22 protein-coding genes and 1 pseudogene are annotated in these 21,169 nt (G+C 69.1%); 12 read left to right on the top strand and 11 right to left on the bottom strand.

Features of this window, described 5'->3' with window-relative positions; genetic code table 11:
- Both ACT4N7_RS18465 and ACT4N7_RS18460 read right to left on the bottom strand, forming a co-directional pair.
- A pseudogene (locus tag ACT4N7_RS18465) lies at nucleotides 1-274 on the bottom strand (hypothetical protein); the annotation flags it as partial.
- Between the two features lie 441 nt (nucleotides 275-715).
- Nucleotides 716-1,009 carry a hypothetical protein gene (locus ACT4N7_RS18460; protein ID WP_444830005.1) on the bottom strand — a complete coding sequence of 98 codons (294 nt, stop codon included), beginning with the start codon at nucleotides 1,007-1,009 and terminating at the stop codon, nucleotides 716-718.
- A 362-nt stretch (nucleotides 1,010-1,371) separates the two neighbouring features.
- Between ACT4N7_RS18460 and ACT4N7_RS18455 the strand changes: the two genes are divergently transcribed.
- Nucleotides 1,372-2,226 (top strand): helix-turn-helix domain-containing protein, encoded by an 855-nt coding sequence (locus tag ACT4N7_RS18455; RefSeq protein WP_444830004.1) that lies wholly within the window; start codon nucleotides 1,372-1,374, stop codon nucleotides 2,224-2,226.
- Nucleotides 2,227-2,235: 9 nt separating this feature from the next.
- Nucleotides 2,236-2,442, top strand: a complete 207-nt coding sequence (locus tag ACT4N7_RS18450) for a DUF397 domain-containing protein (RefSeq protein WP_444830003.1) — start codon at nucleotides 2,236-2,238, stop codon at nucleotides 2,440-2,442.
- A 20-nt stretch (nucleotides 2,443-2,462) separates the two neighbouring features.
- On the opposite strand, the gene ACT4N7_RS18445 is transcribed toward ACT4N7_RS18450, so the two are convergent.
- From ACT4N7_RS18445 to ACT4N7_RS18435, 3 genes are all read right to left on the bottom strand, one after another.
- Complete coding sequence (locus ACT4N7_RS18445) at nucleotides 2,463-3,350, bottom strand: glycosyltransferase family 2 protein (RefSeq protein WP_444830002.1); 888 nt, start codon at nucleotides 3,348-3,350, stop codon at nucleotides 2,463-2,465.
- Between the two features lie 70 nt (nucleotides 3,351-3,420).
- Nucleotides 3,421-3,777, bottom strand: coding sequence for a DUF2304 domain-containing protein (locus ACT4N7_RS18440; RefSeq protein ID WP_444830001.1), 357 nt, complete (start codon nucleotides 3,775-3,777; stop codon nucleotides 3,421-3,423).
- Nucleotide 3,778: 1 nt separating this feature from the next.
- Nucleotides 3,779-4,468 carry a glycosyltransferase family 2 protein gene (locus ACT4N7_RS18435; RefSeq protein ID WP_444830000.1) on the bottom strand — a complete coding sequence of 230 codons (690 nt, stop codon included), beginning with the start codon at nucleotides 4,466-4,468 and terminating at the stop codon, nucleotides 3,779-3,781.
- A 166-nt stretch (nucleotides 4,469-4,634) separates the two neighbouring features.
- On the opposite strand from ACT4N7_RS18435, the gene ACT4N7_RS18430 reads away from it, so the two are divergent.
- Genes ACT4N7_RS18430 through lhgO form a run of 8 tightly spaced genes read left to right on the top strand, consistent with a single transcriptional unit; the run spans nucleotide 4,635 to nucleotide 13,379 of the window.
- A complete protein-coding gene (locus ACT4N7_RS18430; protein WP_444829999.1) occupies nucleotides 4,635-5,657 on the top strand; it encodes a Gfo/Idh/MocA family protein in 1,023 nt (340 codons plus the stop codon).
- A complete protein-coding gene (locus ACT4N7_RS18425; RefSeq protein WP_444829998.1) occupies nucleotides 5,657-6,619 on the top strand; it encodes an NAD-dependent epimerase/dehydratase family protein in 963 nt (320 codons plus the stop codon). The genes ACT4N7_RS18430 and ACT4N7_RS18425 overlap by 1 nt, the downstream gene beginning before the upstream one ends.
- Nucleotides 6,601-7,749 (top strand): DegT/DnrJ/EryC1/StrS family aminotransferase, encoded by a 1,149-nt coding sequence (locus ACT4N7_RS18420; protein WP_444829997.1) that lies wholly within the window; start codon nucleotides 6,601-6,603, stop codon nucleotides 7,747-7,749. The genes ACT4N7_RS18425 and ACT4N7_RS18420 overlap by 19 nt, the downstream gene beginning before the upstream one ends.
- A complete protein-coding gene (locus ACT4N7_RS18415; RefSeq protein WP_444829996.1) occupies nucleotides 7,746-8,432 on the top strand; it encodes an acetyltransferase in 687 nt (228 codons plus the stop codon). The genes ACT4N7_RS18420 and ACT4N7_RS18415 overlap by 4 nt, the downstream gene beginning before the upstream one ends.
- On the top strand, nucleotides 8,432-9,547 hold the full coding sequence (locus tag ACT4N7_RS18410; protein WP_444829995.1) for a DegT/DnrJ/EryC1/StrS family aminotransferase: 1,116 nt from the start codon (nucleotides 8,432-8,434) through the stop codon (nucleotides 9,545-9,547). The genes ACT4N7_RS18415 and ACT4N7_RS18410 overlap by 1 nt, the downstream gene beginning before the upstream one ends.
- Nucleotides 9,544-10,125, top strand: a complete 582-nt coding sequence (locus ACT4N7_RS18405) for an acyltransferase (protein ID WP_444829994.1) — start codon at nucleotides 9,544-9,546, stop codon at nucleotides 10,123-10,125. Before ACT4N7_RS18410 ends, ACT4N7_RS18405 begins: the two co-directional genes overlap by 4 nt.
- Nucleotides 10,100-12,172: a DUF6541 family protein gene (locus ACT4N7_RS18400; protein WP_444829993.1), complete on the top strand. Its 2,073-nt coding sequence runs from the start codon at nucleotides 10,100-10,102 to the stop codon at nucleotides 12,170-12,172. The genes ACT4N7_RS18405 and ACT4N7_RS18400 overlap by 26 nt, the downstream gene beginning before the upstream one ends.
- A 25-nt stretch (nucleotides 12,173-12,197) precedes the next feature.
- A complete protein-coding gene (gene lhgO, locus ACT4N7_RS18395; protein WP_444829992.1) occupies nucleotides 12,198-13,379 on the top strand; it encodes an L-2-hydroxyglutarate oxidase in 1,182 nt (393 codons plus the stop codon).
- Nucleotides 13,380-13,551: 172 nt separating this feature from the next.
- Here the strand turns inward: lhgO and ACT4N7_RS18390 are convergent, their stop codons facing one another.
- The 5 genes from ACT4N7_RS18390 to ACT4N7_RS18370 form a co-directional block, all read right to left on the bottom strand.
- Nucleotides 13,552-14,700: a Fic family protein gene (locus tag ACT4N7_RS18390; RefSeq protein ID WP_444829991.1), complete on the bottom strand. Its 1,149-nt coding sequence runs from the start codon at nucleotides 14,698-14,700 to the stop codon at nucleotides 13,552-13,554.
- A 75-nt stretch (nucleotides 14,701-14,775) separates the two neighbouring features.
- Complete coding sequence (serS, locus tag ACT4N7_RS18385; RefSeq protein WP_444829990.1) at nucleotides 14,776-16,035, bottom strand: serine--tRNA ligase; 1,260 nt, start codon at nucleotides 16,033-16,035, stop codon at nucleotides 14,776-14,778.
- Nucleotides 16,036-16,085: 50 nt separating this feature from the next.
- Nucleotides 16,086-16,556 (bottom strand): DUF350 domain-containing protein, encoded by a 471-nt coding sequence (locus ACT4N7_RS18380; RefSeq protein WP_444829989.1) that lies wholly within the window; start codon nucleotides 16,554-16,556, stop codon nucleotides 16,086-16,088.
- Between the two features lie 37 nt (nucleotides 16,557-16,593).
- Nucleotides 16,594-17,760 (bottom strand): glutathionylspermidine synthase family protein, encoded by a 1,167-nt coding sequence (locus tag ACT4N7_RS18375; protein ID WP_444829988.1) that lies wholly within the window; start codon nucleotides 17,758-17,760, stop codon nucleotides 16,594-16,596.
- A complete protein-coding gene (locus ACT4N7_RS18370) occupies nucleotides 17,761-18,465 on the bottom strand; it encodes a hypothetical protein (protein WP_444829987.1) in 705 nt (234 codons plus the stop codon). It lies immediately after the preceding gene.
- 136 nt (nucleotides 18,466-18,601) lie between these two features.
- Here ACT4N7_RS18370 and ACT4N7_RS18365 point away from each other — a divergent pair, with 136 nt between their 5' ends.
- Together ACT4N7_RS18365 and ACT4N7_RS18360 are read left to right on the top strand one after the other, a co-directional pair.
- Complete coding sequence (locus ACT4N7_RS18365; RefSeq protein WP_444829986.1) at nucleotides 18,602-19,570, top strand: septum formation family protein; 969 nt, start codon at nucleotides 18,602-18,604, stop codon at nucleotides 19,568-19,570.
- Nucleotides 19,571-19,574: 4 nt separating this feature from the next.
- Entirely contained in the window at nucleotides 19,575-19,925 is a 351-nt protein-coding gene (locus ACT4N7_RS18360) for a metallopeptidase family protein (protein ID WP_444829985.1), read from the top strand.
- 44 nt (nucleotides 19,926-19,969) lie between these two features.
- Here ACT4N7_RS18360 and ACT4N7_RS18355 read toward each other — a convergent pair whose 3' ends face one another.
- A complete protein-coding gene (locus ACT4N7_RS18355; protein WP_444829984.1) occupies nucleotides 19,970-21,148 on the bottom strand; it encodes an RtcB family protein in 1,179 nt (392 codons plus the stop codon).
- Nucleotides 21,149-21,169: the final 21 nt, after the last annotated feature.

Below are 21,169 nucleotides of genomic sequence, written 5' to 3'. Positions count from 1 at the left end.
CCCGCGCCTGGGCAGGTGTGAACAACGCCGTCTCCGCCGGCGGAGCCACCAGCACCACCCGACCACTGGTCGGAGCCGCCCACAACCCGACAGAGCGCTCCCGGTCGAACCCATCGGTACAGGGGATGCGGGACTTGTGGGGGTGATAGATGTTCGGTGCATGAGTCACGATGCAACGCTCCCGGTGGTTGGTTGGTTGGTCGGTGGTCGCTTCGCGACGTTGGAACCCCAGAGCGGCGAACCCGGGCGCTGTCCGGGTGATCCATTCGGACATGAAACGCCACGGGTTCGTCGCAGCCGCTGGGTTGCCGATCTGACCGTCATGGTGGGCTGTGGTGTGTCCGCTGGCGCGCCAAGACCGTGCGCGGCCACCGGGAGATCGAGCAGAACCCGCAGGTCGCACCATCCATAGTGGACGCCGAAGTTTTGAACGCTCCCGGTTCCCGGTGACTGGCAAGGGCCGTGACGGTGGAACGGCGAACCGCCGCCCAACCTCGTCGCGGTCCCGGAGTTCCCGGCTCGCCCAGCGGACCGGGCCGGCCGACACCACAGAACTGTCGTCCTTTGTGGACGTTGCGAGACAGCAGGACCGGTCGCGAGAGCGGACCCCGTCCCCTGATGCCTGCGGTACTCGTCGCCGCCATCGGACGAGCAGGGCCCCGTCTGGGTTTTGGTCGATGGACAGCGGGACCCCGGATGCCGGGAGTGGAGGGTGTCACCTCGGGTCGCCTCCCCAGGGAAACGTCGGGCGGTCCGAGGGCTGCGGCGCGAGCGGTCCGGTCGGGTACGCGGCTGTGGGGTGTGGGGTGGTGCCGGGAAACGCCGCACGCATGTAGGCCAGGGCGCATTCGGGGCAGATCAACGGCCGGTCGGGGCGTTGCGAGTACACCTGCGCGACCGGGATTCCGCACAGGCCGGTCGGGTCGGGCCCGTCGACCACGTGCGCGCGGCCCGGGTAGACCTGGCTGATACCCCACCGCACACCGTCCACTTCGGACTCGAATGTCATGGTCGCTCTCGATTCCTAGCGCCCGGAGGGTCGACGACACGCCGCGGCGGCTCCGGGTGGACGCGCGTCGCACGCGGCCGGTCCGGGGTTCGCCTGGCTCGTGACGTGGAAAGTCTCACGCACCACGTCAGGCGCGGCCTCCGAGTCACTCGGCATGTCCCGTGATGTGCCAGGTGAATCCAATTCAAACACCTCCTGTAGCGCCAGATGAATCCCCTACCCGATGCTCTACAACGACCCTAGCGTAGGGACCTACACTTAGCCATACACCGTTGGGGTGGCGCGGCTGTCGTGGATCTCCTGCATGTCGCTACCGTTCTTCCGAACGGGCACAGCTCGGGCATCGGAAGATGGAGGCAGCAGTGGCGAGCAGGGATGCTCCTTCGGCGTTGCAGTGGCTGATCGGCGTCGAGCTGAAGCGCTACCGTGATCGCAGTGGGCTGACCCAGCCCCAGGTGGTGAAGGCTGTGGGCGCGGGGCTGACCGTCGGGAAGCTCGGCCACCTGGAGACCGGCGAACGACGCCAGTACCCCGAGGACATCGCGCGGGTGATGGCGGCGTGTGGTGCCGAGCGTCACGAGATCGGCAGGTTGACCTCGCTGGCCGAACTGGCGGACTCGTCAACCTGGTGGGGTAGCTGGAGCGACGTCGTGCCGGACTGGTTCGGCACCTTCGTGGGACTGGAACGCCTTGCTGCCGGCGAGTTCACCTTCGAGCCGCTCGTGATACCCGGCCTGGTCCAGACCCCCGCCTACGCCCAGTCGCTGACGATGCGCGGGCGCCGGGTACGGCCCGACCACAGCAACCGACTTGTCGAACTGCGCATGCAGCGAGCCAGGCGGCTCACCGACCCGGACAATCCACTGACCCTGCACTTCGCACTGACCGATCACGCCCTCGGCCTGCATGTCGGGGCACCGGAGGTCATGGTCGAGCAGTACAACCACCTGATCACCCTTGCCAAGCTACCCAACATCACGATGCAGGTCGTCGTGCCGGAAAGAGGACCCCACGACGCCCCGACCGGGCAGTTCACGGTCTTGGACTTCGAGCACGCTCGATCGATCGCATACGTCGAACTTCAAGACGGCGCGATCTACGCCGCCGGGGCCGGCGAGGTGGACACTTATCGTGAGTCGACTCGAAGCCTGGCGGATGTCGCCCTTCCACCAGAAGACTCTATCGACTTCGTCATCGAGTTGATCAAGAATGTCTGAGGAGGCGCCGTGCCCACCCCGCAACAACCCGTAACCTTGACCTGGCGCAAGAGCAGCCGCAGCGCCCAGAACGGCGCCTGCGTCGAAATCGCACAGACGGACCGGACGCACATCCGCGACTCCAAGAACATCGCAGGCGGGCAGCTCGCATTGCCGCCAGGCCAGTGGTGCACGTTCCTCAGCGCGGTCAAAACGAACGCTGACCATCGCCCGTAGTCGGGCGCGTTTCGGATCGATCAGACGCGGCGCAGGCTGCGGCCGATGAGCGACGACGCCAGCTTCAGGTCGCGCGAGACCAGGGCGTCCAGCGCGGACCGGGTGGCGTGCAGCCGACAGAGCGGGTGCAGCCGGGCCGCGCGGGCGGCCTTGCGCCAGCCGTGTTCGCTGAGTTGGACGGCGGCGGCGCCGTAGTAGCGCTGCTCCTCGTCGAACCGGGCCACGTCTTTGGCGCCGATCGAGGAGTGGCTGCCCTGGTGCCTGCGGTAGCGGAACGCGGGCGTCGGGTCGAGCGCCATGGTGCCGCCGCCGAGCAGCATGTCGATCACCCAGCCGAGGTCGGCGATCGAGCCGAACTCGCCGAGCCGCTGGACCCTGGGCACCACGTCCGTGCGGAAGCACATCGCGGGCACGTAGAGCCAGTTGCCCTTCATCAGGCTGCGCGCGGCGGTCGGGCCGTCGAGTTCGCCCCGGCGCCACGCCGAGCGGCTGGCCATCCGCTTGACCCGGTCGGCCAGGCTGTCGGTGGGGACGCTGTCGTCGTCGACGACAGTGACGCCCGGGTGCACCATGATCGCGTCGGGGTGTCGCGCGAAGGCGTCGAGCACCACCTCGACGTAGTTGGGCTCCAGGGCATCGTCGGCGCCCATGACCGTGATGTAGTCCTCTTGGCCCATGGTCATGCACTGGCACACGTTGCCGGTGGCGCCGAGGTTCTTCGCGTTGCGGACGTGCTCGATGCGCGGGTCGCCGAGTGCGGCGATGTGGTCCGCGGCGGCGGTGCCGGGGTACTGGTCGTCGACGATGGTCAGCCGCCAGTCGTCCCTGGTCTGCTTGCGGACGCTGTCGATCAGCTCGAACAGGTACCGCGGGTCGATGTAGAACGGGACGACGAAGTGGATGCTCATGACTTCCCCTCGCAGGCTCCGTGCTGCCCTTCGCGCACGCCCTGTGACAGTGACTCGCTCGCAAACTCGCTCATGACTTCCCAGGTGACGACGGGTCGGCGGGCTGCTCCGCGTTGCGCAGGGCGATGGCCCTGGCCAGCCGCGCGTAGCGCAGCTCAAGCTCCTTGAACCGCAGGTACGCGTTGACGGTGGCGAAGGTGAACACGACGACCACCGCGTAGAGCAACAGGTCGGTGCCGCGGCCGACGCCGAGCCAGCCCGCGACGACCTGCACGTCGCCGGGGCGGAGCACCGCGTAGGCGCCGAACAGCACGAACACGACGAACGCGAGCTTGGTGCCCGCCGCGGTCTGCGCGCTGCCCCGCTTGCGCAGGAACAACGTCAGCAGCAGGACCGAGGCGACGAGCAGGACGTACTGGATCAACATGTCAGTGCCCCGCCCGACTCTTCAACATGGTGTCGAAGACGATGTTGACGCCGTTGATCACCGACTGCCCCTTGGACATCGAATACTCGGTGTACAGAATCGTCACCGGTTCTTCGATCACGCGCCATTTCCGGCGGTCGATCATCTCCACGATTTCCGAGGCGTGGCTCATCCCGTTGAGGGTGATGTTCATCTGCTCGGCGACAGTTCGGTTGAATACCCGAAGGCCGTTGTGCGCGTCGGTCAATCCGAGCCTGCGGGTGCGCGGGCTCAGCATCACCACGGTCTTGAGGATGACGCGCTTGAGCCACGGAATGTGCGTCGTGTCACCGTGGAAACGAGTGCCGACGACGATATCGACGTCTTCGGCGCGCAGCCGCTCCAGCATCGCCAGCACGTCCTCGACCTGGTGCTGCCCATCGGCGTCGAACGTCACGAAGTAGCTGGCACCGGGCTGTGACCTGGCGTACTGGACACCGGTCTGGATGGCCGCGCCCTGGCCGAGATTCACCGGATGTTGCACCAGGTGCGCGCCCGCCGCGCGGATGTGCGCGGCCGAATCGTCGCGACTTCCGTCGTCCACGCAGACGATGTTGGGAAATGTCTGCCGAGCTGCCTTGACGACCTCGCCGATGACCGGACCCTCGTTGTATACCGGGATGATCAGCCACACATCGGGCCAGTCGGTCATCAGGTCTCCGGGTGGCGTTTCGGGTGGACAAGACGGCCTGAGCGTAGTACAGCCGGGGGCGTCTACGATGCCGTGGGTACCTTCGCGCCCGTCACCCGCTGTGCGCTCGACCGAGCCGCGCGGCGGAGTGCGCAATGCGATCTGTTGATCTCTGGAGAGGATCTAGATGGTTGGCGTAGCCGTCATCGGAGCGGGCTACTGGGGCCCGAATCTGGTGCGCAACATCCAGGCGACTCCGCAGCTTCGGCTCACGTCGGTCTGCGACATGAACCTGGCGCGGGCCGAGGCGGTGCTCGGGCGCTACAGCACGGTCCGCGCGACCTCCTCGCTCCAGGAAGTGCTGGCCGACCCCGAGGTCGACGCGGTCGCGATCGCGACCCCGGCCGCGACCCACCTCGAAGTGGCGATGGCCGCGCTGGAGGCGGGCAAGCACGTCCTGGTCGAGAAGCCGCTGGCGTCGAGCTACGTCGACGGCCACAAGCTGGTCACCACGGCCGAGGAGCGCGGCCTGGTTCTGATGCTCGACCACACTTTCTGCTACACCCCGGTCGTGCAGCGGCTGCGCGAGTTGGTCCGCGGCGGCGAGCTGGGCGATGTGCAGTACGTCGACTCGGTGCGCATCAACCTCGGCCTCGTGCAGCCAGACATCGACGTGCTGTGGGACCTCGCGCCGCACGATCTGTCCATTTTGGACTCGGTGCTGCCCGATGACGTGACGCCGGTCGCGGTCGCCGCGCACGGCTCGGACCCGGCGGGCCTCGGCCGCGCCTGTGTGGCCTACCTGTCGGTGCAGCTTTCCAGCGGCGCGATCGCGCACGCGCATGTGAATTGGCTCTCCCCCACCAAGATCCGCACCACGATCATCGGCGGCTCGCGGCGCACCGCGGTCTGGAACGACCTCGACCCGATCCAGCCGCTCGCCCTGTACGACCGGGGTGTCGACTGGCCCGACGGCACCGAGGACCGGCGCGTGTCCTACCGCATCGGCGACATGGTCGCCCCCGCCCTGCCGACCGGCGAGGCGCTGCGGGCGGTAATGGCGGAGTTCGCCGCCGCGATCACCGAAGGGCGCCCCGCGCTCACCGACGGCCGGTCCGGCCTGCGGGTGCTGGCCCAGCTCGAAGCCGCGTCGGCGAGCCTGGCCGCGGGCGGCGTCTTCGTGCCCGTCGAGAACGGAAGGACCGCCTGATGGACCTGACCGACCGCCAGATCCTGGTCACCGGGGGTGCGGGCACCATCGGCTCGCACGTGGTCGACCAGGCGCTCGACGCGGGCGCCGCGCACGTCGTCGTGGTGGACGACATGACTCGCGGCCAGCTGGGCAACCTCGCGACGGCCCTGGAGCGCGCCCCCGAGCGCGTCGAGGTCGTCGAGGGCGACATCCGCGACATCGCGCTGATGCACAAGCTCGCCGCGGGCAAGGACGTGGTGTTCCACCTGGCCGCGCTGCGGATCACCCAGTGCGCCGCGGAACCCCGCACCGCGCTGGAAGTGCTGGTGGACGGCACCTTCAACGTGATCGAGGCGGCCGTGCAGGCCGACGTCGCCAAGGTCGTGCTGTCCTCCTCGGCGTCGGTCTACGGCCTGGCCGACGAGTTCCCGACGACCGAGAGCCAGCACCCGTACCACAACGACACCTTCTACGGCGCCGCGAAGGCGTTCAACGAGGGGATGCTGCGCAGCTTCCACGCCATGCACGGCCTGGACTACGTGGCGATGCGGTACTTCAACGTGTACGGCCCGCGGATGGACGCGCACGGCAAGTACACCGAGGTGCTGATCCGCTGGATGGAGCGGATCGAGGCCGGTGAGCCGCCGCTGGTGCTCGGCGACGGCCAGGCCACGATGGACTTCGTGCACGTCGCCGACATCGCCAGGGCGAACATCCTCGCCGCGCAGGCCGACGTGACCGACCGGGTCTACAACATCGCCACCGGCACGGAGACTTCGCTGCTGCAGCTCGCCCAGGCGCTGCAGGAGGTCATGGGCTCGACCCTGCCGCCGGAGTTCGGCCCGGCCCGCTCGGTGAACAGCGTCACCCGCAGGCTCGCCGACATCAGCGCCGCCGAGCGCGACCTGGGCTGGCAGCCGTCGATCACCCTGCACGACGGCCTGGCCGACCTGGTGACCTGGTGGAGGGCGCAGCGATGATCCCGGTGATCCGGCCGTGGCTCGGCGAGGAAGAGGCCGCCGCGGCGGCCGAAGTGGTGCGCTCGGGCTGGGTGGCCCAGGGTCCCCGGGTGGCCGAGTTCGAGGCCGCGTTCGCCGCCTCGGTGGGCGCCGCGCACGGCGTCGCGGTCTCGTCCTGCACGACGGGCCTGCACCTGGCGCTGCACCTGCTGGGCGTCGGGCCCGGTGACGACGTCGTGGTCCCGTCGTTCTCGTTCATCGCCTCGGCGAACGCGGTGCGCTACGTCGGCGCGAACCCGGTGTTCGCCGACGTCGACCCGCTGACCGGCAACCTCACCCCGGCCACCGTGGAGGCCGTGCGCACGGCGAACACGGTCGCGGTGATGGGCGTGCACCAGGGCGGTGTCCCGTTCGACGTGGACGCCCTCGCGGCGCTGTGCGCGCGGCACGGGCTGGCGCTGGTGGAGGACGCGGCGTGTGCAGCGGGCTCGACCTACCGCGGCGGGTCCGTCGGCGCGGGCGCCTATCTCGCGGCCTGGTCTTTCCACCCGCGCAAGCTGCTGACCTGCGGCGAAGGCGGGATGATCACCACCAACGACCCGCAGGCGGCGGCCCGGCTCCGCAAGCTCCGCGAGCACGGCATGAGCATGTCCGCCGCCGACCGGCACGCCGCGGGCGGCGTCGTGCTGGAGACCTACGACGAGGTCGGCTTCAACTTCCGAATGACCGACCTGCAGGCCGCGATCGGGCGCATCCAGCTCGACAAGCTGCCCACGGTGATCACTCGGCGCCGCGAGTTCGCCGAGCGGTACCACAAGCTGCTCGCCGAGGTCGACGGTCTGCGCGTGGTGACCGACCCGGACTACGGGACGACCAACTACCAGTCGTTCTGGGTCGTCCTGCCCGAGGACTACGCGGGCACGGTGGCCGACGTCCTCGCCGGGCTGTCCGCGCGGGGCGTCTCCGCGCGGCGCGGCATCATGGCCGCGCACCTGGAGCCCGCCTACCCGGGCGAGCACCCCGCGCTGCCGGTGACCGAGCACCTGACCCGGCGCTCGCTGATCCTGCCGCTGTTCCACCAGATGACCGAGGCCGAGCAGGACACGGTCGCCGGGGGGCTCATCGAGATCCTGCGGGAGACCCCGCGGTGACAACGCGTCCCCTGCTGCTCGTCGGGGCGGGCGGGCTGGCACGGGAGGTGCTCGCCGCGGTCCGGGCGGCGAACTCGGTTCGTCCACAGTGGACTGTTCTGGGGTTCGTCGACGACAACCCGGCCCGGTACGGCACCCGGATCGACGACGTGCCGGTGCTCGGCCCGTCCGACCTGGTCGCCGACCACCCGGACGCGGCCGTCGTCATCTGCACGGCGAGCACAAGGGACCAGGCGAGCCGCAGGCGGATCAGCGCGCGGCTCGCCATCCCGGCGGACCGCTACGCGACCGTGATCCACCCGTCCACCAGCATCGCGCCCGGCACCGACATCGGTGCCGGGTCGGTGCTGCTGGCCTTCGTCGCGGTCACCGCGCCGCAGGCGATCGGCGCGCACGTGGTGGTCATGCCGCACACCACGATCACCCATGACGACGAGATCGCCGACCACGTCACCTTCGCCGCCCGCGTGGCCCTGGCGGGCGGCGTGTCCGTCGGCGAGGCCGCCTACCTGGGCAGCGGCGCCCTGGTCCGCGAGGGCCTGTCGATCGGTGCGGGCGCACTGATCGGCATGGGAGCCGTGGTGCTCGACCACGTACCGCCCTTCGAGGTCTGGGCGGGCACCCCCGCCCGACGCCTCCGCACGCTGAATCCGACCAACCACGTCACCGCGAGGACTATCTGATGAGCAGGCCAGCGCCGATCCCACCCGTCGACCTGAAGTTCCAGCACGCCGAGGTGGCCGAGGAGGTCGCCGCGGGCTGGGCGGCGGTCCTGGGCAAGACGGCGTTCGTCGGCGGCCCGCAGGTCACCGAGTTCGAGGCCGCCTACGCGGCGTACAGCGGCGTCGCGCACTGCGTCGGCGTCGCCAACGGCACCGACGCGCTGGAGCTGGCGCTGCGCGCGGTCGGCGTCGGCCCCGGCGACGAGTGCGTCCTGCCGACCAACTCGTTCATCGCCACCGCGGAGGCGGTCGCGCGCGCGGGCGCCAAGTCGGTGTTCGTCGACTGCGACCCGGACAGCTTCCTGATCGACACCAAGGCCGCGCTCGGCGCGATCACCGAGCGGACCAAGGCGATCCTGCCGGTGCACCTCTACGGGCAGATCGCGCCGGTCGAGGAGCTGCTGACGGTCGCGGGCGAGCACGGCATCGCCGTGGTCGAGGACGCTGCCCAGTCCCAGGGCGCCAAGCGCAACGGCGCGGTGTCCGGCTCGATCGGGCACATCGCGGGCACCAGCTTCTACCCCGGCAAGAACCTCGGCGCCTACGGCGACGCGGGCGCCGTCACCACCGGCGACGCCGACCTCGCGGCCAAGGTGCGGCTGCTGAGCCAGCACGGCTCGGTGGAGAAGTACGTGCACAGCGCGCTCGGGTTCAACAGCAGGCTCGACACGCTCCAGGCGGTCGTGCTGCAGGCCAAGCTGGCCCGGCTCACCGACTGGAACGCCGCCCGCGTAGCCGCCGCCGACTACTACGCCGAACTGCTGGCGGGCGTCGCGGGCGTCACCGTGCCGGGCACCCTGTCGGGCAACGAGCACGTGTGGCACCTGTACGTGATCCGGGTCGCCGAGCGCGACCGGATCGTGGCGCACCTGCGCGACAACGGCGTCGGCGCGGCCATCCACTACCCCACCCCGATCCACCTGACGGCCCCGTTCGCCGACCCGGCGTTCGGCCCCGGCTCGTTCCCCAACGCCGAGCTGGTCGCGGGCGAGATCCTGAGCCTGCCGATGTACCCGGGCATCACCCGGGCGCAGCAGGAGCGCGTGGTCGAGGTGCTGACCGAGGCGCTCGCGTGACCGTCGCCGCGAACGTGTTCGTCCACCCCAACGGCCTGTGCGAGAGCGACGAGGTGGGCGCGGGCACCCGGGTGTGGGCGTTCGCGCACGTCCTGCCGGGCGCGCGCGTCGGGCGCGCCTGCAACATCTGCGACGGCGCGTTCGTGGAAAACGAGGTCGTGCTCGGCGACAACGTCACGGTGAAGAACAACGTTCTCCTCTACAACGGCGTGACCTGCGAGAACAACGTCTTCCTCGGCCCGAACGCGGTGTTCACCAACGACCTGCGCCCGCGCGCGCACCGCAAGCTCGTCGGCGACGCGCTGCGGCCCACGCTGGTCCGCGAGGGCGCCACGCTCGGCGCGGGCGTCGTGGTCGTGTGCGGCACCACGGTGGGCAGCAACGCGTTCATCGGGGCGGGTGCCGTGGTGACCAAGGACGTCCCGGCGCACGCGTTCCTCGTCGGCAACCCGGCGCGGCAGAAGGGTTGGGTCTGCCGCTGCGGAGCCCCACTCGACGAGTCGCTACGGTGCGCGGAGTGCGGCACGGGGCACCGCCTGGTGTCCGCGGCCGATGGTCTGGAAGCTGTCGCGGGCTGATCGGCTCGACGTCACGAGTGAGGTGGACAAGTCGATGACCTGGTTCGAGGCCGCGCCGTCCGCGCTCGCCGCGCTCGCCTGGCTGCTGGCCCTCGGCCTGCCGGTCACCTACGCGCTCGGGCTGCGCGGGATCGCCGCCTGGGCGTTCGCCCCGGTGATCAGCGTCCTGGTGGTGGCGGGCACCGCGGTCGCCGCGGGCATGCTGGGGATCGACTGGTCGGCGCTGCTGCCGATCGCGGTCAGCGCCACGACGGCGGTGGTCGTCGGCGGCGCGGCGTTCCTGCTGCGCAAGCGGCGGCAGGTCGTGTGCGAACGGGACCCGCGCGGGGTGCGGATCGCGGCCGCGGCCGGGCTGCTGCCCGCGGCGGTGCTCGCGGCGATCACGATCGTGCGCGGCTTCGGTCGTCCCGACAACCTCTCGCAGACCTACGACGCGCTGTTCCACTACAACGCCGTCGCGCTGATCCTGGACGTGCGCAACGCGTCGTCGCTGTCGATCTCGTCGTTCGGCAACACGAGCGCGGGCAACTTCTACCCGGCGGCCTGGCACGACCTCGTGTCGCTGATCGTGCTGACCACCGGCGCGGAAATCCCGGTGGCGACGAACGTGCTCGCCGGGGCGGTCGCGGCGGTGGTGTGGCCGCTGTCGTGCGTGTTCCTCGCGCGGCAACTCTTCGGCCGCTCGCCAGCCGCGATGGTCATCACCGGTCTGCTGAGCATCGGGTTCAGCGCGAACCCCTGGGGCCTGCTCGGCTTCGGCGTGCTGTGGCCCAACGCGCTGGGGATGGCGATCGCCCCGGTCGGGCTGGCGCTCATCGTGTCGCTGTCCGGGCTGGCCAAGGACGACGTGATCGGCCGGGGCCGGGCGTGGCTGCTGCTGCCGGTGACGATGGTGGCCGCGGTGTTCGCGCACCCCGGGGTGCTGTTCAGCCTCGTGGTGTTCTCGCTGTTCCCGGTCGGGCAGGCGCTGATCCGGCGGACGCTGCGGCTGCACCGGGCCGGGCAGACGCGGCGCGGTCTGGCCGAGGCGCTCGGGGTGACGGTCGCCCTCGGGGCTGTCTGGTACTGGACGGCCACGACGTCGAACCCGGCGTTCGCCAGCGTCCGCGAGATCGTGTGGACACCGTTCGAGACCCCCTCGCGGGCCGTCGGCGAGGTGCTGCTCAACGCGACCAACGGCCGTGAGGCGCTGTGGCTGCTGTCGGCGCTGGTCATCGTCGGCTTCGTGTCCTCGCTGCGCACCCCCGCGCACCGCTGGCTGCCCGCCGCGCACGTGGCGACCGGCGTGCTCTACCTGTTCACCGCGTCGCTGAACCGGCCGGACACGATCCTGTTCACCGGCTACTGGTACAACGACTCGTTCCGGCTCGCCGCGATGCTGCCGGTCACCGCGGTCCCGCTGGCTGTCGCGGGTGTCCTGTTCCTCACCGACAAGATCACCGCACGGGTCGCGGCGGCCGAGACCGGGCCGCTCAAGCGGGTGGCGGACAACCGGTTCGCGGTGTCCACCACGGCCGTCGCGGGTCTGCTCGTGGTGCTGCTCGCCGTCGTGACGCAGGGCATGCACGCGCCCGACCGGTACGACCGCCTCGCGGGCCCGTACCTGAGCCCGCCGCCGACGAACCTGCTGACCTCCCCCGGCCAGCGCGGCTTCTTCGAGCGCGTCAAGCAGCGGATTCCCGAGGACGCGGTCGTCGCGAACAACCCGTGGGACGGCAGCGGCATGCTGTGGGCGCTGGAGGACCGGCGGACCCTGTTCCCGCACTTCACCGCGCCCGCGACAGCCGACCAGCTCTTCCTCGCCAGGAGCCTGTCCGACGTGACGAGGAACCCGCGCGTGTGCCAGGTCGCGAACTCGCTGCGCGTGGAATACCTGCTCATCGGCGACGCGAAGTTCTGGCCGTGGGACCAGCGCACCCGCGACTACCCGGGGCTCAAGGACCCGCAGAGCAGCGGCGGCTTCGAGCTGGTCGAGTCCGAGGGCGGCAGCAAGCTCTACCGAATCAGCGCGTGCGCTAGCGGTCAACTCCAGTCCGGCGACCGCTAGCGGCCAAGGAGACAAGGATCAGCTCGTGCGGCATGTGATCGTGATCGGCGGGGGCATCCTCGGGCTCGCGACGGCCCGGGACCTGGTGCGGCGCGGCCACCAGGTGACGGTGCTGGAGAAGGAAGCGGGCTGGGCGGCCCACCAGACCGGCCACAACTCCAACGTGGTGCACGCCGGGCTCTACTACGCGCCGGGCTCGTTCAAGGCGCGGATGTCGGTCGCGGGCAACCGCTCGATCGTCGAGTTCGCCCGCGAGCACGGCGTGCCGGTCGATGTGTGCGGCAAGCTCGTCGTCGCCACCAGCGAGAGCGAGTTGCCCGCCCTCCAGGTGCTGGCAGAGCGGGCCGAGGCCAACGGCGTCCCGGCGAAGCTCATCTCCCAGGCGGAGGCGCGGGACTACGAGCCCGAGGTGGCCTGCGTGTCGGCGCTGCGAGTGGAGTCCACCGGCATCATCGACTTCCCCGCGGTGTGCGCGGCCCTGGTCCGGCTGCTCACCGCCGCGGGCGCGGACCTGCGGCTGTCCACTCCCGCGCTCGGCATCCGCCCCGGCCGCCCGGGCGGCGTCGAGGTGGCGACCGGCACCGAGGTGCTGCGCGCGGGCGCGCTGGTCAACTGCGCGGGCCTGCACAGCGACCGGATCGCCCGGATGGCCGGGCTCACCCCCCAGGCCCGCATCGTCCCCTTCCGCGGCGAGTACTACGAGCTCAAACCGGAGCGCGCGCACCTCGTCCGCGGCCTGATCTACCCCGTCCCCGACGCGTCGCTGCCGTTCCTCGGCGTCCACCTGACCCGCATGCTCGACGGCAGTGTGCACGCGGGCCCCAACGCCGTGCTGGCACTGCGCCGCGAGGGCTACCGCTGGCGCGACATCTCGGCCGCGGACCTGCTCGACACCGCCCGCTACCCCGGCGCCTGGCGCCTGGCCCGCAAATACGCCTACCCGATCGGCCTCGACGAAGTACGACGCTCACTGTCCAAGCGCCGCTTTGCCGCGAGCCTGGCGAAGCTGGTACCCGCGGTCGGCCCGGACGACATCGTGCGCTCGGGTGCCGGTGTGCGGGCGCAGGCGCTGCTGCCGAACGGGTCGATGGTGCAGGACTTCGTGATCGAGACCGCGCCGAACCAGGTGCACGTGCTCAATGCCCCGTCACCGGCCGCCACCTGCGCGCTGGAGATCGGCAAGCACGTCGCCGACCAGGTCGGCTAGACCAGAATCTCAGCCCGTCAACCCTCCAACGATGCACCCCATAACGTTGGAACGTTGTACCGACGCTCCAACGACACTTGGATGCGCCCGTCAACGCTCCAACGATGCACCGGTTTGATCGCTGACACAGTGCTCCATGGATCTTGAACCCTTACGACTGCGATCAAACGCCTCACGACACCGCCGCAAAGATCTCGTCTGCCACCCAGAAAATTCTTCCCCCGCGACCGACTTGACCGAGCCTTGAGACGAATCCTCGCTTCTCTAGCGAATCAATCAGATTTCGAGCACCCTGATTTGTCATCCGCAAGGCGTTCTCGACTCTACGGACATTGACAAACGGGTTCGCAAAGAGTAGGTCGACGACTTCACTTGCCCGACTCTTGCTACCCCGGAGTTCGGCTCGAAATCTCTCTCGAATCGCGATAATCTTTCCTGCGCGAGTTTCAGCGTCCACAGCTTGCCGCTGAACAGCAGTCAGGAAGAATTGGAGCCACTCCTGAAGTTCGCCACGTTCTCGAACGGACTGGAGTCGAGAATAGTACTCTTGTCGGTTGTCTTCCATATACGCACTTACGTACAACAATGGAAGTTCAAGGACTTTCTGCTCAAGCAGCATCAACATTATCAAGAGGCGTCCGATGCGGCCGTTACCGTCCAAGAATGGATGGATGGTCTCGAACTGGTAGTGCATGATGGCGCACTTGATCAGCACGGGCATCCTGACATCCTCGTTGACGAAGGATTCCCAGTCTTTCAGGTGCTCTTGCAACGTGCCAGGCAGCGGAGGCACGTACGCAGCCGTTTCCGGCGAGTCAGTTGGTGAGCCGATCCACACCGGCCTGTTTCGAAACTCTCCCGGAAACTTGTCTTCGCCTCGAACCCCGGACAACAGCGCCGCATGAACTTGTCGGACCAACCCGAGCGACACCGGCAACTCCTCCAGCAGGCTCATGCCTACCCGCAGAGCCCGCTGATAGTTCATGACCTCCATGATGTCTTCGTTCTCGGTAGGCGCTTCCGAGGCTTCAGCCTGAAATACGTCGGAAAGGGATGCCTCCGTTCCCTCTATCCGCGAGCTAGCCACAGCTTCGCGAGTCAGGTACGGCTGCACCAGGATTGCGGGGTTGGGAATAAGCCTGCCAACTCCGGTGAGCCTGCCGAGCGCGACATCGGCTTTCGACAAAGCAATCAACGTGTCCGGCGAAACAACGACCTCACGAGAGAGCGCTGCAGGCTCGAAGTGCGGAAAACTCCATCCACTGATTGGGGTGGTAGTCACGACACCAAAGGCAGGTGCAGTGAAACGAGACAGATCCATGACGGCATGCTACAACGGAAATGGCACTTCTGTTGGAAGTTACACAGAGCGGCCGTCCAAGTGCGCTGTGTTCGGCTAGACCGGTTCCAGGACGTCGCGGCCGAGGAACGGGCGCAGGGCTTGCGGGACCACCACGGAGCCGTCGGCCTGCTGGTGGTTCTCCAGGATGGCCACGATCCACCGCGTGGTCGCCAGGGTGCCGTTGAGTGTGGCGGCGACCTGCGGTTTGTTGTGCTCGTCGCGGTAGCGGACGGTCAGGCGGCGGGCCTGGAAGGTGGTGCAGTTCGACGTCGAGGACAGTTCGCGGTAGGCGCGCTGGGTGGGAATCCATGCCTCGCAGTCGAACTTGCGGGCGGCGCTGGTGCCCAGGTCGCCGGTGGCCGTGTCGATGATCCGGTACGGCACCTCGATCTTGGCCAGCATCTCCTGCTCCCAGCCGAGCAGGCGCTGGTGCTCGGCCTCGGCGTCCTCCGGCTTGCAGTAGGAGAACATCTCGACCTTGTCGAACTGGTGCACGCGGATGATGCCGCGGGTGTCCTTCCCATACGACCCGGCCTCGCGCCGGAAGCAGCTCGACCAGCCCGCGTAGCGCTTCGGGCCCGCGGACAGGTCGAGGATCTCGTCGGCGTGGTAACCCGCCAGGGCCACCTCGGACGTGCCGACCAGGTACAGGTCGTCGTCGCGCAGGCGGTAGATCTCGCTCGCGTGGGCGCCGAGGAAGCCGGTGCCGGCCATGATCTCCGGCCGCACCAGCACCGGGGTGATCATCAGGGTGAACCCGGCGGCCGCGGCCTGGGCCGCGGCCATGTTCAGCAGCGCCAACTGCAACTGCGCGCCGATGCCGGTGAGGAAGTAGAACCGCGAGCCGGACACCTTGGCGCCGCGCTCCATGTCGAGCGCGCCCAGGCGCGTCCCGAGATCCAGGTGGTCGAGCGGCTCGAAGTCGAACTCGCGCGGCTCGCCGACGTGTTCCAGCACGGCGTAGTCGTCCTCGCCGCCGACCGGGGCGGCCGGGTGGACCACATTCGGCACCGCCCGGTGCAGCTCGACGAACGCCGACTCGGCCTCGGTCTGCTCGACTTCGGCTGCCTTGACCTCGGCCGACAGCTCCTTGCCCTTGGCCAGCAGCGCCTCGCGCTCCTCGCCGCGCGCCTTGCCGACCTGCTTGCCGAACTGCTTCTGCTCGGCCCGCAGGGTGTCCGCGCGGGAGATCGCGGAACGGCGCCGCTCGTCGGCGGACAGCAGTGCGTCGACCGTCGTCGGGTCTTCGCCGCGGGCGCGCTGCGATGCGCGCACGGTCTCCGGGTCTTCGCGCAGAACCTTGAGGTCAATCACGGTGTGTGAGAGTAGTCCGCACCCGTGATCGACCTCGACCGGTATCCGCCCTACGAGATGGCGACCGCGACGATCAGACCCAGCGCGATGTGCACCGCGGCGACCACGACGCTGGCCGGGGCGAACTTCTCCTGCTCGATGGTGCCGCCGACGTCGAGCTTGGTGACCCACTCCAGCGTCCGCACGGCGAGCACCTGCACGATGATGCCGATCAGGCCGTAGACGACCGAGGTGATCAGGCCCGCCGTCAGGTCGCTGGCGGAGAAGAAGATCGCCACCACGATGATCAGCGCCATGCTGAGCATGCCGGACGCGGTCACGATCACCGCGTTCGGCTTGCCGGTGCGAACCAGGTCCGAGAGCTTGCCCGGGGTGGTCCAGTCGATGGCGTAGAAGCCGATCAGCATCAGGATCAGGCCGACGACCGCGTACAGCACGATCGCGCCGATGCCCTTGCCGAGATCGGCGCCGAAGCCTGCGGGCAGCGCGAGGTTCGACACCGCGGCGAGATGACTGGTCACACGTCCTCCATGAGCTTGCTGGTCTTGCCGGTGGAAATCATGCCTGCGGTATCCGGTGGGGCACGAACGCCGCGCCGTCGTCGGTCACCAGTCCGGCGGTCTCCCGGATGCCGAGGCCCGCTGCGTGGTCCCCGACGATCCAGGCGCCGAGGGCCGGACGATAGCCGTCGAAGTCCGGCAGCGGGTCGAACGCCTGGTAGACGAACCCCTCCTGGCCGTAGACGCCGCTGGTCTGGGTCTCGTAGCCGGGGGCCACGATCTGGATGTTGGCGCCCTCGCGCCCGAGCCGCGGCTTGCGCACGTACTCGGTGAGCAGGCCGGGATCGTCGAGGAACGCGGGCAGCAGGTTCGGGTGGCCGGGGTACATCTCCCAGAGCACCGCGAGGATGGCCTTGTTGGACAGCAGCATCTTCCACAACGGCTCGACCCACAGTGTGCGGGGCAGCGACTCGATCACCCGCTTGCCGAACTCCTCGTCGACGACCCACTCCCACGGGTAGAGCTTCATCACCGTGTTCAGCGGCGCCTCGGCGAGGTCTACGAACCGGTTGAGCACCGGGTCCCAGCCGATCTCCTCGATGGCCAGACCGATGGTGTTGAGGCCGGACTCGGCCGCGGTCTCCTGCAGGTACGCGGTCGTGATGTGGTCCTCACCGCTGGGGTCGGCCTGTGACCAGGTGAAATACACCTCGCTCGACGGGAGCAGGTCGGCCACCTCGGCCCAGCGCTCGACCAGCTTCTCGTGGATGGAGTTCCACTGGTCGTCGTCGGGGTAGACCTCGGTCTTCCAGTACCACTGCACGACGGCCGCCTCCAGCAGGGAGGTCGGGGTGTCGGCGTTGTACTCCAGCAGCCGGGCCGGGCCGGAGCCGTCGAAGCGCAGGTCGAACCGGCCGTAGATGTGCGGGTCGTGCCGCTTCCAGGACTCGCCGACGTGTGGCCACACCCACTCGGGGATGCCGAAGTCGCGGTAACGCTCGGTCAGCACGATGTGGTCGACGGCGTCGAGGCACATCGAGTGCAGCAGTTCGACGTCGGCCTCGATGGAGAGAACCTCGTCCATGTCGAACACGTAGTGCACCGACTCGTCCCAGTACGGGCGGGTGCCGCCGGTGCCGGTGCGCGCGGGTGTGCCGAAGACCAGCCCCTGGGATTCGATCTTCTTGCGCCAGTCGGCGCGGGGCTCGGAGCGCTCACGGCGCACTCAGCTACCCCCGCTCTTTCCGCCGCTGCTGCTGTTGACGCCGAGGCCGCCGCGCTGCACGGACTTGCCCGAGGCCGTCTTGACGTTGGTGTTGCCCGACGGCGCGATGGACGAGCCGCCGGACACCCGCTGGCCGGGAACGCCCGAGCCGCCGTAGTTGTATCCGTACTGCCGGTATCCGCCGCCGCCGATCGGGATGAAGAAGAACCCGCCGCTGGAGTAGCCGCCCTGGCTGCGCACGTAGTTCTCGTCGCAGAGGTTCTCGTCGGACTGGATCACCTGGTCGTCGTTGGCGACGCACTGGGCGGTGACCTCGTCTGGGGTGACCGCGGCGTAGATGACCGCGACAACCGCGACCACGCCGACGGTGACGCCGCTGCCGATGAGGATGCGCTTGCGCAGCTTCTTCTTGCGCGCCGCCTCGCGTTCGATGGCGTACTGGGCTTCGCGCTCGTCGTCCAGCGCCTTGCGGCGGGCTCGGCGTTCGGCGAGCGTCGGCTCCCGCGCGGTGGTGGACTCGTCCTGGTAGGAGACGGTGCCGCGCGTGCGCTGTGGCTCGGCGGCGCGTTCCTGCCAGTCGACGACCTCGGGGTCGGTGGCTCCCGGGGTCTCGGCCTTGGGTTCGATCGTGCCCTCGGTGACCTCGAAGTCCTTCGGCTCCCGGGTGGAGTCGCCGGAGTTCGTCGGCTTGTCGTTGTCAGTCATGCACCCCTCCCGGCGCGAACAGTACCGACACCGGACGGGTGACGTCGGCTGATTGTCCTGATCGCAATCTGAACCTTCCCCTCGATCGCCGCCCCGCCGGGCACGTCCCGGGTCGGGACACGGCATCATGGAGTGGATGTCTGGCAGCGGCGACTGGTTCCGGTCGAACGACAATACGGCGAAGACCCGGCTGATGATGGTCGGGGCGTTCGCCGGTTCGCTGCTGCTCCTGGTCCTGAGCATGCTGTTCTCCTGGCCGATCGCGGTCGGCGGCGGCGCGCAGACGCCCGAGGACGCGCGGGCACAGGCGTTCGACTCACCCACCGGGAGCTGCCTGAACTGGACCCCGCCGGAGGGCACCGACGTGCGCCGGGTCGACTGCGCGCAGCCGCACCTGTTCGAGGTCACCAGCAACGTCGACATCTCCGCCGAACACCCGGACGACGCGCCGCCGCCCGAGCTGGCCCGCTGGCAGGAGATCGCGCTGGCCAAGTGCACCCCCGGCGCGGTCACCTACCTCGGCGGCAAGCTCGACCCGTTCGGTCGCTTCACCGTCAACGCCCTCAAGCCGAGCGACGCCCAGTGGCGCGCAGGCGACCGCAAGCTGCGCTGCGGCCTGCAGCGCGCCGCGCCGTCCGGGGCCCTGCTGACGACCGCGGGCTCGGCGGCCAACCAGGACCAGTCCAACGTCAACGAGCCCGGCATCTGTCTGGCGCTCGACGAACAGGACATCGGCGACCCGGTCGACTGCGCGCGGCCGCACGCGTTCGAGATCGTCGGCAGCGTCGACCTGTCGACGGCCTTCCCCGGCGAGTACCCGACCGAGGAGGCGCAGACCGAGAAGGCGATCGAGCTGTGCGCCGAGGTCACGGGTGCCTATACCGGCGGCGCCGACCTCACGGCGAAGGGGCTTACCCCGTATCCAGACACGCTCAAGGCGGAGAGCTGGGCGGTCGGGTCGCGCAAGGTCGACTGCAAGGTCGGCGCGAAGCTGCCCGACGGCCTGGGCCTCGCCCCGATCACCGGCAGCGTCCGCGCGACGGCCGCGCCCACCACGACGGCCGCGCCCACCTCGACGGCGCCGCCCACCACGTCCGGCGGGTGAGCCGGTGGCCGTGGAGATGACCCGGCAGCGGTTCGACGAACTGGTGGCCGACGCGCTCGACCTGATCCCGGCGGAGATAGCGACCGCGATGAACAACGTGGTGGTGCTGGTCGAGGACCGCGACCCGGAGGAGCCGACCCTGCTCGGGCTCTACCACGGCATCGCCCTGACCGAGCGCACGTCGATGTACGGGGGCGAACTGCCCGACCGGATCTTCATCTACCGCGAGGCCCTGTTGGACTTCTGCGACACGGAGGAAGACGTGGTGGAGGAGGTCGCGATCACCGTGGTGCACGAGATAGCCCACCACTTCGGCATCGACGACGCCCGCCTGCACGAACTCGGCTGGGGCTGACAACGGCCCGCTCACCCGACTTGCCGGGTGAGCGGGCCATTTGCCTAGCCCTTGATGCAGATGACCTGCTTGAGCTTCGCCACGATCTCCACGAGGTCGTCCTGGTCACGCAGAACCTGGTCGATGTCCTTGTAGGCGGCCGGGATCTCGTCCACGACGCCGGTGTCCTTACGGCACTCGACGCCGCGGGTCTGGTCGGCCAGATCCTGGCGGGTGAAGCGCTTGCGGGCCTTGGTGCGCGACATCCGGCGGCCCGCGCCATGCGAGGCAGACTCGAACGAGTCCGGGTTGCCGAGGCCGCGCACGACGTAGGACCCGGTGCCCATCGACCCCGGGATGATGCCGAGGTCGCCGCGGCCCGCGCGGATCGCGCCCTTGCGGGTGACCAGCACCTCCTCGCCGAAATGCACCTCCTCGGCGACGTAGTTGTGGTGCACCGAGATCGGCTCGTCGAACTCGATGAACTCGAACTCGGCGCGCAGCACGTCGCAGATCAGGCGGAGCATGACGGCGCGGTTGCGCCGCGCGTACTCCTGCGCCCAGTACAGGTCGTGCCGGTACGCGGCCATCTGCGGCGTACCCGCGAGGAACACCGCGAGGTCGCGGTCGGGCAACTCCGCGTTGTGCGCGAGCCCACGCGCCACCTCGATGTGGTGCTGCGCCAACAGGTTTCCGATTCCGCGGGATCCTGAGTGGAGCATCACCCACACCCGCTTGCTGGTGTCCAAGCAGATCTCGATGAAGTGGTTGCCGCCGCCGAGGGTGCCCATCTGCTGCAAAGCCTTGGCGCTGTTGGCCTTCACCACCGGGGTCAGGTTCTCGAACGCCTTCCAGAACACGTCCCAGTCGGCGGCGTCGCGGTCGGTGAACGCGGTGCCCTTGTGCGCGCCGAAGCCGACCGGTACCACGGCCTCCAGCTTCGAGCGCAGCTTGCCCAGCCCGGCGGGCAGGTCGTTCGCCGCGAGCGAGGTGCGCACCGCGGACATGCCGCAGCCGATGTCCACCCCGACCGCCGCGGGCGAGACGGCGTCGCGCATCGCGATCACCGAGCCGACCGTGGCGCCCTTGCCGTAGTGCACATCGGGCATGACGGCGACGTGCTTGAAGGTCCACGGCAGCGCGGCGATGTTCTGCAGCTGCCGCATCGCCTGGTCCTCGACCGTGTCCGGTCGAGTCCACAGTCGAATGTCGACGTTGGTTCCCGTGATCGTGGTCGCTGCCATGGCGCCAGGTTAGGACGTGAT

The organism is Actinokineospora sp. (assembly GCF_052390155.1).
Classification (GTDB): Bacteria; Actinomycetota; Actinomycetes; order Mycobacteriales; family Pseudonocardiaceae; genus Actinokineospora.
This window is presented reverse-complemented; position numbering and strand designations above follow the sequence as displayed.

Coding starts and splice junctions, on each gene's coding strand:
- ACT4N7_RS18460 (WP_444830005.1), bottom strand. CDS start 1,009: ATGACATTCGAGTCCGAAGTGGACGGTGTGCGGTGGGGTATCAGCCAG.
- ACT4N7_RS18445 (WP_444830002.1), bottom strand. CDS start 3,350: ATGAGCATCCACTTCGTCGTCCCGTTCTACATCGACCCGCGGTACCTG.
- ACT4N7_RS18440 (WP_444830001.1), bottom strand. CDS start 3,777: ATGTTGATCCAGTACGTCCTGCTCGTCGCCTCGGTCCTGCTGCTGACG.
- ACT4N7_RS18435 (WP_444830000.1), bottom strand. CDS start 4,468: ATGACCGACTGGCCCGATGTGTGGCTGATCATCCCGGTATACAACGAG.
- ACT4N7_RS18430 (WP_444829999.1), top strand. CDS start 4,635: ATGGTTGGCGTAGCCGTCATCGGAGCGGGCTACTGGGGCCCGAATCTG.
- ACT4N7_RS18425 (WP_444829998.1), top strand. CDS start 5,657: ATGGACCTGACCGACCGCCAGATCCTGGTCACCGGGGGTGCGGGCACC.
- ACT4N7_RS18410 (WP_444829995.1), top strand. CDS start 8,432: ATGAGCAGGCCAGCGCCGATCCCACCCGTCGACCTGAAGTTCCAGCAC.
- ACT4N7_RS18400 (WP_444829993.1), top strand. CDS start 10,100: ATGGTCTGGAAGCTGTCGCGGGCTGATCGGCTCGACGTCACGAGTGAG.
- ACT4N7_RS18390 (WP_444829991.1), bottom strand. CDS start 14,700: ATGGATCTGTCTCGTTTCACTGCACCTGCCTTTGGTGTCGTGACTACC.
- ACT4N7_RS18370 (WP_444829987.1), bottom strand. CDS start 18,465: ATGACTGACAACGACAAGCCGACGAACTCCGGCGACTCCACCCGGGAG.
- ACT4N7_RS18365 (WP_444829986.1), top strand. CDS start 18,602: ATGTCTGGCAGCGGCGACTGGTTCCGGTCGAACGACAATACGGCGAAG.
- ACT4N7_RS18355 (WP_444829984.1), bottom strand. CDS start 21,148: ATGGCAGCGACCACGATCACGGGAACCAACGTCGACATTCGACTGTGG.